The sequence below is a fragment of the Micromonospora profundi genome (genome assembly GCF_011927785.1).
Taxonomy (GTDB): Bacteria; Actinomycetota; Actinomycetes; order Mycobacteriales; family Micromonosporaceae; genus Micromonospora; species Micromonospora profundi.
In genome coordinates this window covers 719,812-732,166 of sequence record NZ_JAATJK010000001.1, presented here as the reverse complement: position 1 = coordinate 732,166, position 12,355 = coordinate 719,812, and the positions used below count along the sequence as shown (strand labels likewise).

Genomic DNA, 12,355 nt, shown 5'->3' with positions numbered 1-12,355 from the left:
GACGGCGCTCGACATGCGACCTGGCGTACGCCAGGCCCGACGAGGGGAGATGGCACATCATGTGGCGAAACGTCGGACCGCGCGTCGCTGAACTGTCGCCGTTGGAACGGGTCCGGCTGCGCCGGGTCGCCATCCGGTACGCCGTACACGGATGGGAGGTGACCCCCGGCGCCTGCCTGGCCCGCAGCCGGTTCGTGTGCGGCCGGGCCGGCTGCCCCACCGTCGGCTGCCACCCCGCGCTGGAGAACTGGGAGTTGGCCGCGAGCGCCGACCCGATCCGGGTGGCCACCTGGTGGCGGACGCGCCCGCACGGCGTACTGCTGCCCACCGGGCGGGCCTTCGACGTGCTGGAGGTGCCGGCGCACCTGGGCCGGCACGTGCTCGACGCGGTACGCACCCACCCGGCCGGCACCGGCGTACGCGGCCCGGTGCTCGTCACCCCGACCGGCAGGTGGATGTTCCTGGTCCGCCCCGGCGATCCGCTCCGGCCGGAGTTGGAGCACTGTTTCCACGTGGTCCGGCACGGACCGGGATCGTGGATCCCGGCGCCGCCCACAAGGCTGCCCGAGGGGACGGTCCGCTGGGCGGTCGCCCCGGAGCAGGCGCGGTGGCAGCTTCCTGACTCCTACCTGGTGCAGAACACGCTTATCGAGGCGCTGCGCGCCAACGGGGTGACGCTTGCCCTCGACCTGCTCCCCGGCCACCTGCCGCTCCCCCGCCGGGGCATGTGAGTCGGGCCGGGAGCGGACTCGATCCGGTGACCGACAGCGTCGCCGGGGCGCCGGTCCTCGTTGAGCAGAGGGACAGCGACAAAGCGCCAGCGCGAACGCGCGCCACGAACGGGGGAACGATGTCCACGGACGACAGAGCGCCGCATCCCGGCGGCACCGAGCCGCCCCGCCGCAGCCACCCCGGGCGCCGTTGGGCGGGCACCCGTCCCGCCGGCTCCCGCCCCGGCCGTCCCCGCCCCACCGGCACCCGCCCAGCAGGCACAAACCGCCCGGTGCGCTGACCCCATCCCGGGGCTCACCCCCGCGATCTTGCACTTTCTGCCCGGACAAACGCCTTAGTCGCGGCAAAACGGCGACCGAAACTGCAAGATCGCGGCGACGTGGAGGCGGGGTCAGGTTGTTGTGGGGAGGGCCGTCGAGTGGTACTGGCGGCCCTTGTCCGTTATCACCGCGTGGGTGTAGTCGGGGCAGCGGTCCAGCCAGCCGATGCCGGCGGTGCCCATGGCAAGGGCCGCAGTGGCGTACGCGTCGGCCACCCCGAGATCGCTGCCTACCACTGTGACCGACCGCAGGCCGCTCGCGGCAGCGCCGCGGCGCGGGTCCAGCACGTGTCGACCCCGCTCGTACACCCCGGACGTGGCCACCGCCAGATCCGTTCCGGCCAGCACCAGGCAGGTCGCCATCGCGTCCCACGGGTGCCGGATGCCGATCCGCCACGGCTCCCCCGCCGGGGAGAACCCGCGTACCCGCACGTCGCCGCCGGCGTTGACGCAGTGGTTCGGCGCCCCGGCGGCCAGCAGCCGGTCCGAGGCGACCTGCGCCGCCCAGCCCTTCACGAAACCGGACGGGTCGAGCCGCCCGGTGGCGTACGCGTCGAAGAACCCGTCGGTGGCACCCCACAGGTCGGCGCACGCCTCCAACACGAACCGTAGGTCCGCCGACGCCTCGGAGAGCAGCACCTCGCCCCTGTCGAAGCGGCACACCTCGCTGTCGTCCCGGTAGGTGCTGAACCTGGCGTCCACCTCGCGCATCCAGCCGAAGACCTCGTCGGCCAGCTCGTGCAGGCGTGCCGGCGGCAGGTCGTCGGCGAGGTCCACGGTGATCGCCGTACCCATGATCTGCTCGACCCGGCAGAGCCCGGGTCGGGACGTCGTGACCGGCACGTCAGAACGCCTGCTCGATGGCGGCCCGCAGCGACTGCTTGTAGGCGTTGCTGGTCGCGGTGGCCCCGGACACGGTGTTCAGGTTGGCGCTCTGCTTCTGCACCACCTCGCCGCCGGTGCCGTTGTACCTGTCCCGCACGTCGCCGCTGTGGATGTCGGACTCACCGCCGCTGGGCAGCGACAGGGTGGTGGCCTCGACGATGCGGTTGCCGGAGACCACGATCTGCACCTGCACGTACCCGTACGTCTCAGACCCGTCCTTGGCGTCCACCCCCGGCCCGGTGATCCGGCGGGTGGTCGGTTGGGGCGCCTTGGTGGTGGTGCGCGGCGCTGTCGGCGCCTTCGCCGTGGTGCGGGTGCCCGACGGGCGGGCGGTGGTCTTGCCCGGCTTGGGCGACGTGGCCGCGTCGGCGCTCTCGGACGGCTTCGGTGCCGCACCTGTCGGGTCTGCGCCGGGGGCGTCCGGGGCGACGCTCGGGTCGGCGCCCGGACCGGCGGGGTTGACCGGCTGGGAGGTCGGCAGGTTCTGGGCAGCCGGCGTGACACCCGGGGAGCCCTTGAGCACCACCAGCGCGGTGGTGCTGGCGGCCAGACCGGTGATCGCGAGCAACGCGCGACGCATGCGATGCCTTCCTACAACTCGAAGGTGGCCAGGTGGATCTGCCGGCGTGGTACTCCGGCCCGGCGCAACGCGCGCACCGACTGCTCGACCAGCCCGGGCGGACCGCACAGGTAGACGTCACGGCGGGCCACGTCGGGCACCAGTTGGCGCAGCCCGTCGGGGCTCATGAGCTGGCGGGGGCCGGGATCGTCGCGGGAGCCGATGACGTACCAGATGGAGGTGTCGCGTTCCTGGGCCAGCCAGTCCAGCTCGCGGCTGAGCAGCACGTCGGCGGGCGTGCGGGCCCGGTAGATGAGGGCGGCGCCCGGCGGCAACTCCTCAAGCATGGCCCGGATGGGCGTGATGCCGCTGCCGCCGGCGATCAGCAGGGCCCGTTCGCGGATCCGGTGCGCGGCGGTGAACGTGCCCGACGGACCCTGCGCCCACACGCGGGTGCCCGGTTCCAGGTCGCGCAGGTCGGCGGTGTGCGTGCCGACAACCTTGACGGTGAGGCGCAGCCAGCGGCCGTTGGCGGCGGCCGAGACGGAGAACGGGTGCGACTGCCACCAGCAGCCGCGGGTGAGGAAACGCCAGCGGAAGTGCTGCCCGCCGAGCATCTCCAACCGGCCCAGCCGCTCGCCCGTGAGATAGATGGAGATGGTGTCCGGGCTCTCCGCGACCACGTCGGCGACCCGCAGCTTGTAGCGCAGGTTGAACACCAGCGGCGCGATCACCCGTCCCCATAGCAGGGCGGCGACCACCAGCAGGTACAGGACGATCCACCCGGTTCGCACCGGGCCGGGCCGGTAGAGCTGCGCGCCGTGGGTGAACTGGTGCCCGTAGCCGAGCAGCAGAATCAGATAGCTGGACCGGTGCAGCAGGTGCCACAGCTCGTAGGGCAACGCCCGCCGGATCCCCCGCACACTGCTGAACCCGACGAGCATCATGATGCCGGTGGCGACGAACGCCGAGACCATGTCCTCGTAGTCGCCGAGCAGCGTGCCCACCTCGGCGACGATCGACTGGTTTCGCAGGTCGGCGTAGCCGACGAGGATCAGCGACATGTGCGCCAGCACGGCCACCAGCAGCGTCGCGCCGATGTCGCGGTGCCAGCGGGACAGGTGTTCGCCGCCGATCCACCGTTCCAGCACCGACAGCCGGCTCATCAGCAGCACCTGCACGAGCAGCAGGTAGCCGGCGACCAGGCCGGTGATCCGGCCCGCCGCGGTGACGGTCGACGCGGTGGTCCTCAGCGAGCCGGCCGGCGTCCCCAACCACCAGGGCAGCACGCTTGCCAGCAGCCCGAGCACGAGCAGCACGACCAGCAACCGGCGGCCGCCGGGTCCGCGCCGCTCCGGCACCTGCGGGGGTACGGGCGCAGCCGACCGGCCGCCGTGCCGGGACGAGGTCCCGGTGCGGCGGCCGGCGGCGTGGGTGTGCGGATACGTCACGCGTACAGCTTCATCGGGGCGTACTTCATGCGGGGGAACACCTTCTGCACCTCCGCGTTGGTGAGCCCGAACCGGCCCTGGGCGATGGAGCCGTAGACGTTGAACATGTTGTTGTATTCCGGCACGTCGCCGGAATCCGGCTTGTCCAGGCCGTTCCACGTGCCGAGCAGGGAACCGGCGAGCTTCTTGCCGGACAGGACAGTGATCACGCCGCCGTGGCCGTGGTCGGTGCCGCCGCCGTTGGAGCGGATGCGCCGGCCGAACTCGCTGGACACCATGATCGTCACGTCGGCGGCCTGCGGGCCGAGGTCGGTGAAGAACGCCGCCATCGCCTTGGCCAGCTCGCCCAGCCGGCGGTGCAGCTGGCCGCCCTCGCGGGTGCCCTGGTTCTCGTGGGTGTCGTAGCCACCCATGCCGACGGTGGCGACCCGGACGTTCGCGCCGCCCTTGATCAGCTGGGCGAGCTGCTGGAACGCCCGACCGACGCCCTCGTACGTGACGCCCTCGGCAGGCTGGTACGGCTTGGCGGCGAGCTTCTGCGCGGTGGCCAGCGCACCCATGCCCTCCTGCACGGCTTCCTCGACCGGGTGGTTGATCCCGGTGAACAGCCCCTTGATGGCCTTCTCGGTGGCCGCCCGGAACTTCTCGTCGCCGTTGAGCCGCAGCGAGCCCACACTGTTCAGCGAGATCGCGCCGTTGTTGCCGACCAGCGAGCGCGGCAGCGTGCTGCCGATGCCGACGCTGCGGAACGCGGTGCCCTTGCCGAGGTTGTCGACGAGGCCGTCCAACCAGCCCCGGCCGCCGGTCTCGTTGGGCAGCCCGCCCAGGTTGCAGGCGTCCGCGGCCTGGAAGTGGCTGCGGGACAGCCGCTCGTCGGAGACCGCCGGGATGAAGCCCAACTGGCCGGCCTTGAGCCACTGCTCCAGCGGCTTGAACGCACTTGTCAGCTTGAAGCCCCGGCTCAGGGCCAGCGAGTCGTTGCCCAGCAGCAGGTCGGGGCGGTCCTTGGCGAGCACCGGGTCGTTGTCCGGGGCCACCAGGCTCAGCCCGTCCAGGCCGCCGTAGAGGAAGACGTGAATCAACGTGCCCGTCTTTGTCGCCGCGAACGACGCCGACGTGGTGACGAACTGGGCGGTGGCCAGCGCGGTGGCGGTCGCCGCCGCACCGGCGACGAACGTCCGGCGGGTGACACCGCGACCGTCCTGCTGGGCCTCCTCCAGGTTCTCCAGCATGCGGTAGCGGTCCGCCTCGGCCGCGTTCTCGGCGGCGACGACGTCGGCCTCGGCGCGCAGCAGCGCCTCAGCCGGGTTGTCGGCCAGCCGCCGCAGGTCGGGGCATTCGGGGTGCAGGGGGAAAGAGTTGTACACAGTCTTCTCCATCGGGTGCCTCACCGGAGGTGGTGCTGGGGGGACGCGAGGATCGCCCGCGCGACGGCGGTGATGGCCCCGTTGAACGTGGCATCGACCTTGGCGGTCGCCGGCACACCGGCCACGCCGAGGATCAGGTTCTTCTCCCGGGTGCTCAGCTTCTGACCCACGAGCCGCAGGGACAGCGCGTCCACGTACGCCCCGGCGGTGGCCGGCGGCTTCGCGACGAGCTTCTGCGGCGGCGTGTACGTGAACACGGTGCGGTAGCCGGCCGTGATCTCGCCGGCCTCGTTCCAGCCGTTGACCATGGTGCCGGCCGAGGTCCACGCGACGTAGACGTCCGGGTAGCCGTCCGGGGTGGGTTGACCCATCGGGTACTGGCCCAACTCCCGCAGCTTGTCGTGGACCTGCCGCAGGCCCCGGGCGAAGGGGGTGCGCTTGTTGTCGCCGTTGTTGTGCGTCGGCGACGCCTCCGGGCTGACGCCGAGCGTCCGGTACGTGGCCACCAGGTACTCCATCGGCCGGCGCACCTTCTGCCCCACCGCCGCCCAGAACTCAGAGGAGCTGAACAGCGTCATCAGCATCGGCTTGATCAGGCCGTTGTTGCTGCTGTACGTCTTGGCGAGCCGGTCCACGAGGGACTTCGGCGGGGTGTCCGAGACGAACCGGGTGGCAAGGCTCTGCGCCACGTACTTGGCCGTCGACGGGTGCAGCGCGATGTAGGTGATGTACTTGTCGATCGCCGCGTCCACGGCGGCGATCTCCTTGTCCGTCGGGTTGTTGACGTCCTTGATGGAGAACGTGTTCGGGTGGGTGAAGCCGAGGATCTTCACCTTGCCCATGTAGTGCTGGTTCACCCGCAGGCGGTACTGGCCCTTGTCGTCGACGCCACGGCCGGTCTGCAGCATGGCAGCCTGGCGGACGTCGCCCTCCGTGTAGCCGCCGTCGACGCCGACCGAGTACAGCTCCAGGTTCTCCCGGGCGAGGTTCTCGTTGATCGCGTCCTTGCGGGAGTCCTTCTGGTTCAGGTAGATCAGCAGCGCGGGGTGCTTGTTGGCGGCGACAAGCATCTCGGGGTAGCTGCCCAGCGCGTGCTTGCGCACCACGTCCTTGTCGAACGAGGTGCGGTACGCCTCGCCACCGTCGAAGTCGGCGGCGACGTGCAGGAAGTCGTTCCAGAAGTCGACCATCACCTCGAACAGTTGGCGCTTCGACCAGATCTGCCGGGCGATTGTGGCGTCGACCACCTCCCGCTCCGGCTGGGCGCCCTGCTCGTTGAGCTTCTCCCGCTGCTCGCGCAGCTGCTGCACGGTGAGCTTCTGGGTGGGCAGCTCGGCGATCTTCAGCTCGGCCTTGCTCGGCTCGATCTTGTCCGGGTCGAGCTGGGCGCGGATCCAGGCGTCGATGCCCTGCTTCTTGATGTCGGAGATCACGCCGGGCGTCGGACCGAAGGTGGCCCGTCGGGCCAGGTGCAGGATCGGGTCCTTGGCCAGCACCGTCTTGACGGTCACCTGGGTCTCCGCGGCGGCTGCCGCCGGCCCGGAGAACGTCCGGCCACCGGCGGGCGCGTTCTTCTTCAGCGCCTCACCGGCCCGGGAGCCCATGTAGCTCTCGTTCTGCTCGGTGTAGGTGCGCACCGTGCTGGGCTGCTGGCCGCTGGGCCGCGCCGCGTTGCCGTCGGTGACAGTGCTGCCGGTCGCGTCGCCGGCCGCCGCCTCGTCGCCGAAGAGGCCACGGATCTGCGGGGTCATGGCGAGCGCCGCACCGCCGGCCACCACGGCGGCCGTACCGCCGAGGGCGACCATGGCCTTGCGCCGGCCGACCTTGCGGCCAGGCTCGTCGTCATCGTCCAGGGTGGGCAGTCCGCTGCCGGCCGGGCGGGCGGGGGCCGGGCGGCCCAGGCCCTCCGGTCCGACCCACTGCGGGCCGCGCGGGGCTGCGGCGGGGTGTCCGTATCCGTCGCCGTACTGGTTGCGCGGGTCGGCCTGCGCCGGGTACCCGCCCTGATGGGAGTGGGGCGAGTCGTACCCGTACGACGCGGACGCGGTGGAGTCGCCGTACCCGTCCGCACTGTGGTGCTGGCGTCCGTCCCAGCCGCGGTCGTCCCGCGGTCGACGTGGTGGCACATTCTGGTCGGCCATGTACCAATCCCGATTTCTGATGAGCGCCGAAAGCTGCGACCGAGCAGGTGCGGCAGGTGCGGCGACTGTTGCCTGAGGGGGTTGCTACGGCAAGGTAACCAAGCGCCCAGGTGCCTTCAAGGTGGCCTGAACGCCCTCGTGAGGGCACTTAAGACAGGGCTCACCAGCGCTACGGTGACGGGTCGACCGCACGAGACAGGCATCGACCTTCCCAGCAGGGCGGACGTGCCGCAGCCGGGGACGGATCGGACCACGTCGCCGTACGTGAGACATTCGGCGTCGTCCGCGACCACAGGCAAACTTAAGGTACGGCTAAGCAGGACATGAGGTGCCTTCACGCAGGAGGAAAAGTAGGGGCAGCGGGCGAGCGTGAGCCGCCACCGCAGCGGGTATGCCGCCGAACCGCTGAACGCGTGAGGGGAAGGCAGCGCCATGCTCAGCAAAGAGGATCAGCGCAGGTTCGACCAGATCACCCGTCAGCTCCGCGAGAGCGACCCGGCGTTCTTCGCCCGGCTCGATCACCGGATCCGGGGCCGCCGGGGCCGCTACCTGATGTTGTTGACGATCGTGCTGTGGGCATCGCTTCCGGCGATGGCCGTGTTCGCCGGCCGACTCGCCGGTGCGATCTGTGCGGTGGTGCTGATCGCCAACGCGGCGATCATGTGGCGGTTCCGCCGCCGATGGACATGACGGCTCACCTGTCGGCCGGGTCGAACGCCCGGTACGCGCGCCGCAGCCGTTCGAGCAGTCCCGGCCCGCCGATGGCCGGCGCTGGCGGACCGAGCTGGCGCAGCAGGAGGTCCGGCCCGGTCGCCAGCCTGGGCGGCCGGTCAGGAAGCGGCACCGGCGGCGCCCAGAACCTGTCCGTCGCCTCGGCGAGCGTGGTCGCCGACAGCCCGGCGAGCGCCCGCGCCGCACCCGCCGGCGACAGGACGTCCACATGGGACCCGTAAAGGTCCACGGTGGACGGCTCCGGGGCGGTGACCGCCGCGCCGGTGGCCTCGGCCCGGCGGGCACGCAGCCGATCGAGCAGGTCCGCGCGGGACCGCCCACGCCAGTGCAGCAGCTCGAACGGGTCCGCGTCGAACGCCTCGGCCAGTAGATAGAACGTGGCCGCGAGGTGCTTGCACGGCACCGCGAAATCGGGACAGTTGCAACGCTGGGTCAGCTCGTCCACGGTGCCCGGAAACAGCGGAGCACCGACGGCGGCGAACAGCTCCTCCAACTCGTCGGGCAGGTCCCCGGCGAGCAGTCGGGCGCTGAAGAACGCCTGCCCGGCCAGTTCCGCCTCGACCTGGGACCAGAGCGCGGGCGGAAACGCGGCAAGAGCGATGGAGACCTCGTACGGGCGCGGCCGGGAGCCCTGCACCTCGGCGGTGACCCGCCCGGGCGCGATGTCGAGCCGGAGCACCTGACCGGCCCGCGCGTACGACCTGCCGCGCGTCAGCCGGGTGCCGAGCGCGAACGACTCCAGCACCTCCAGGAAACGCCGGGACCACCAGGACCGCCCGATCGCGCCACGGGCGCTGCGGGCGCGCAGACCCCCGTCGACACGGCGGGGACGGCCGTAGTCGGCGAACCTGTCGGTGCTCACTACTCCACCACCGCGCCGGCCTCCAGGGCGAACAACTCCCGCAGCTGCCCCGTGGACAGCTCGGTGATCCACTGCTCGCCGGTGCCCACCACCCGCTGCGCGAGGGCACGCTTGTCCGCGATCATCGCGGCCACCTTCTCCTCCACGGTGCCGGCGCAGACGAACTTGCGGACCTGCACCCGCCGCCGCTGGCCGATCCGGAACGCCCGGTCGGTGGCCTGGTCCTCCACCGCCGGATTCCACCACCGGTCCACGTGCACCACGTGGTTGGCGGCGGTCAGGGTGAGCCCGGTGCCGCCGGCCTTGAGCGACAGGACGAACAACGGCGGCCCCTCGGCCGACTGGAACCGCTGCACCATGGCGTCCCGCTCGGCCTTGCCGACACCGCCGTGCAGGAACAGCACCTCCCGGCCGAACCGCGCAGACAGGTGCCCACGCAGCATCGCACCGAACTCGGCGTACTGGGTGAACAGCAGCGCCCGCTCCCCCGCCGCCAGCACCTCCTCAAGGATCTCGGTCAGCCGGGCCAGCTTGCCGGAGCGACCGTCAAGCGGCGAGCCGTCGCGCAGCAGTTGCGCCGGGTGGTTGCAGACCTGCTTGAGCCGGGTCATGGTGGCCAGCACCAACCCACGACGTTCGATGCCGTCGCTGGACTCGATCCGGGCGAGCATGTCGTCGACGACCACCCGGTAGAGGGCCGCCTGCTCGGCCGTGAGGTTGCAGAGCACCTCCATCTCCAGCTTCTCCGGCAGGTCCGAGATGATCGACGAGTCGGTCTTGAGCCGGCGCAGCACGAACGGCCCGGTGATCCGGCGCAGCCGCTCGGCGGCCTCGGCATCACCGTTGCGCTCGATCGGCTCGGCGAACCGCTTACGGAACGTCGCCGCCGGCCCGAGCAGACCCGGATTGGCGAACTGCATGATCGACCAGAGGTCGGCGAGCCGGTTCTCCACAGGCGTACCGGTCACCGCCACCCGTTGCCGCGCGGGCAGCGCCCGGACCGCCTCGGCCTGCCGGGTCGACGCGTTCTTGATCGCCTGGGCCTCGTCCACCACCACCCGGTGCCAGTCGATGCCAGCAAGGTCCACGGCATCCCGGGCCGCCACCGAGTAGGTGGTGAGGACCAGGTCCGCGCCGTGCGCGGCCGCCGTGAACTCCGGCCCCCGCACCCGCTCCGCCCCATGGTGTACGTGCACCCGCAGCCCCGGCGTGAACTTCGCCGCCTCCCGCTGCCAGTTGCCGACAAGCGACATCGGACAGACCAGCAGGGTCGGCCCGGCGTCCGGAGGGTCCCCGGCGAGCAGCGCCAGCAGTTGCACCGTCTTGCCCAGCCCCATGTCGTCGGCGAGCACGCCGCCCAACCCGAGCGAGCGCAGGAACGCCAGCCAGGCCAACCCGCGCCGCTGGTACGGCCGCAGCGTCCCCACGAAACCCGGCGGCGGATCGAGCGGGGTGAGCCGCCGCTCGACAGCACCGGCGAGCAGGTCACCCAGCGGGCCGTCGGCGGTCACCTCCAGCACCGGCAGCGCCCCGGTGTCCTCGCCGTCGGCGAGCCCGAGGCGCAGCAGGTCGGCGACGGTCAGCTCGCCCGCCGACCGGAGCAGACGCAAACCGGCGGCGAGACGCCCCGGGTCCAGTTCCACCCAGCGACCGCGCAGGCGTACCAACGGGGTCTTCAACTCGGCAAGCGCCGCCAACTCGTCGGCGGACAGCGGTTGGTCGCCGAGTGCCACCTCCCAGCGGTAGTCGACGAGCGCATCCAACCCGACGCCGGCCTCGGTGCCCGCCACCGTGCCGGGCGCGGTACGGCTGCGGGCGCGCAGCCGGGCGCCGAGCCGCGCCGACGGGCGCTGCCACCAGGACGGCAGCAGCACCCCGAAACCGGCGGCGTGCAGCACCGGCGCGCCCTCGCTGAGGAACCGGTGCGCGCCGTCGACGTCCAGGTCCATCGCCTCGGGTGCTGCGGTACGCAGTGCGGCGTCGAGATCCGGCCAGAGCCGGCTGGCCCGGCCCAGCTCGGCGAGCAGGGTCTCCTGCGGATTGGCGGTGGCGCCGGCCAACCCGCCGAAGGTGTGCGGCGCCCGCCAGATCTGCCCGGCGTCGACGTGCAGGCCGGGCTCGTCAGCGGCCTGCAAACCGAACTCCAACCGCCACCGCCCACCACCGGCAGGCCCGTCCTCGACAGGGCTGAGGGTGGTCGGGCTGGGGGCGACGCGACTGCCGTCGGCGTGGCTGTCGTCGGTCGGCGCGGGCCGGGTGGCGAGGATCGGTTCGGTGATCTCGTCGGGGGGCGGCTCCACCAGGCGGAAGCTGGCCCGGATCGCGCCGCCTGCCGCGTCCCGTTGCCAGTCGTCCAGTTCGGTGCGGAGGGTGGCCAGCGCTGTCGCGTCGATGGTGAAGTCGCGTCGCGGACCGGCGAGCGCCGCCAACCAGACCGGCGCCGGCCCACCCGGACGCAGGCCCCGGGCCAGGGTGGTGGTCGCCAGCGCGGCTCGGGCGGCGGCGTCGGTCAGCGCGTCGAGCGCGTCCGCGACGAGCGCGGCAGCGGTCAGCTCGGCATCGCTCGAATCGGTGGTCTCCGAGGTGACGGCTCGGGCCGCTGGCGGCAGGGCCAGCGCCAGGGATCGCGCCCATGCGGCGTCTGTGCCGGTCAGCAGTGGACGCCAGACGGCCAGGGCCGGGACCTCGGCGCCAGCGCCCGACCGCGCCCCTGCGGCCGTCGAGCTGACGCCGGGTAGGACGCGACCACGGGTCACCAGGTCGGCGGCGAAGTCGGCGAGTTCGGCGAGGTGGCGCAGGGTCGACCCGGGCACCACGGGGAGGTCGTCCAGGGCGCGGAGCAGCGGTAGGGCGTCGTCCGGGGCGTACACCAGGATGGGGACCCGCCACCTGGCCAGGGTGAGCCGGGCGCGGGCCGGAGGTGCGACGGCGGTCCGGATCAGCTCGGGTGAGTCGGTCGGCGTGCCCGCCCGGGTCGGCAGGGTGAGCACGGCGGTGTCCGGGTGGGCCGGCTCGGCGGCGTCGGCGAGGACTGCGGCCAGGTCGGCGTGCCCGGCGGCGAACGGGTGCTGGCGCTCCCGGGGCGGGCGGCCGGAGCGGGGTGTGGCGGCTGCCGGGGCGGCGCTGTCCTCGGCCCACACCGCGAGCCCTGCGGACGCGCCGTCGCCGGGCAGCCACAGCCCGTGGATGACAAGCACGTACTCCCCCTCGTCGCCGCCCGCGCCCAGGATAGGCGGCCCGAGTGAGCCGGCGGCGCGCCGCCGGCCATGATCGACTCGATTTCACTGAAATCGCGGTGTCCACGTCG

At 72.2% G+C, this 12,355-nt stretch carries 9 protein-coding genes; 2 read left to right on the top strand and 7 right to left on the bottom strand.

Annotated elements, in window-relative coordinates; genetic code table 11:
• Positions 1-59: 59 nt before the first annotated feature.
• The gene (locus tag F4558_RS03445; RefSeq protein WP_053653193.1) at positions 60-731 is read left to right on the top strand and encodes a bifunctional DNA primase/polymerase; all 672 of its coding nucleotides are present in this window, start codon (positions 60-62) and stop codon (positions 729-731) included.
• 392 nt (positions 732-1,123) lie between these two features.
• Here F4558_RS03445 and F4558_RS03440 read toward each other — a convergent pair whose 3' ends face one another.
• The 5 genes from F4558_RS03440 to F4558_RS03420 are packed head-to-tail and all read right to left on the bottom strand — an operon-like array spanning position 1,124 to position 7,454.
• Positions 1,124-1,846, bottom strand: coding sequence for an FAD:protein FMN transferase (locus F4558_RS03440; protein ID WP_167947215.1), 723 nt, complete (start codon positions 1,844-1,846; stop codon positions 1,124-1,126).
• Positions 1,847-1,895: 49 nt separating this feature from the next.
• On the bottom strand, positions 1,896-2,516 hold the full coding sequence (locus F4558_RS03435; RefSeq protein ID WP_167943166.1) for an FMN-binding protein: 621 nt from the start codon (positions 2,514-2,516) through the stop codon (positions 1,896-1,898).
• 11 nt (positions 2,517-2,527) lie between these two features.
• Positions 2,528-3,946, bottom strand: coding sequence for a ferredoxin reductase family protein (locus F4558_RS03430; RefSeq protein WP_053653191.1), 1,419 nt, complete (start codon positions 3,944-3,946; stop codon positions 2,528-2,530).
• The gene (locus F4558_RS03425) at positions 3,943-5,325 is read right to left on the bottom strand and encodes a DUF1501 domain-containing protein (protein WP_053653260.1); all 1,383 of its coding nucleotides are present in this window, start codon (positions 5,323-5,325) and stop codon (positions 3,943-3,945) included. Before F4558_RS03425 ends, F4558_RS03430 begins: the two co-directional genes overlap by 4 nt.
• 8 nt (positions 5,326-5,333) lie before the next feature.
• Positions 5,334-7,454: a DUF1800 domain-containing protein gene (locus F4558_RS03420; RefSeq protein ID WP_053653190.1), complete on the bottom strand. Its 2,121-nt coding sequence runs from the start codon at positions 7,452-7,454 to the stop codon at positions 5,334-5,336.
• 432 nt (positions 7,455-7,886) lie between these two features.
• Between F4558_RS03420 and F4558_RS03415 the strand changes: the two genes are divergently transcribed.
• A complete protein-coding gene (locus tag F4558_RS03415; protein WP_053653189.1) occupies positions 7,887-8,144 on the top strand; it encodes a DUF3040 domain-containing protein in 258 nt (85 codons plus the stop codon).
• A gap of 4 nt (positions 8,145-8,148) precedes the next feature.
• On the opposite strand, the gene F4558_RS03410 is transcribed toward F4558_RS03415, so the two are convergent.
• On the bottom strand, positions 8,149-9,048 hold the full coding sequence (locus tag F4558_RS03410; RefSeq protein WP_167943164.1) for an SWIM zinc finger family protein: 900 nt from the start codon (positions 9,046-9,048) through the stop codon (positions 8,149-8,151).
• Positions 9,048-12,245, bottom strand: coding sequence for a DEAD/DEAH box helicase (locus F4558_RS03405; protein WP_167943162.1), 3,198 nt, complete (start codon positions 12,243-12,245; stop codon positions 9,048-9,050). The genes F4558_RS03410 and F4558_RS03405 overlap by 1 nt, the downstream gene beginning before the upstream one ends.
• Between the last annotated feature and the right edge of the window lie 110 nt (positions 12,246-12,355).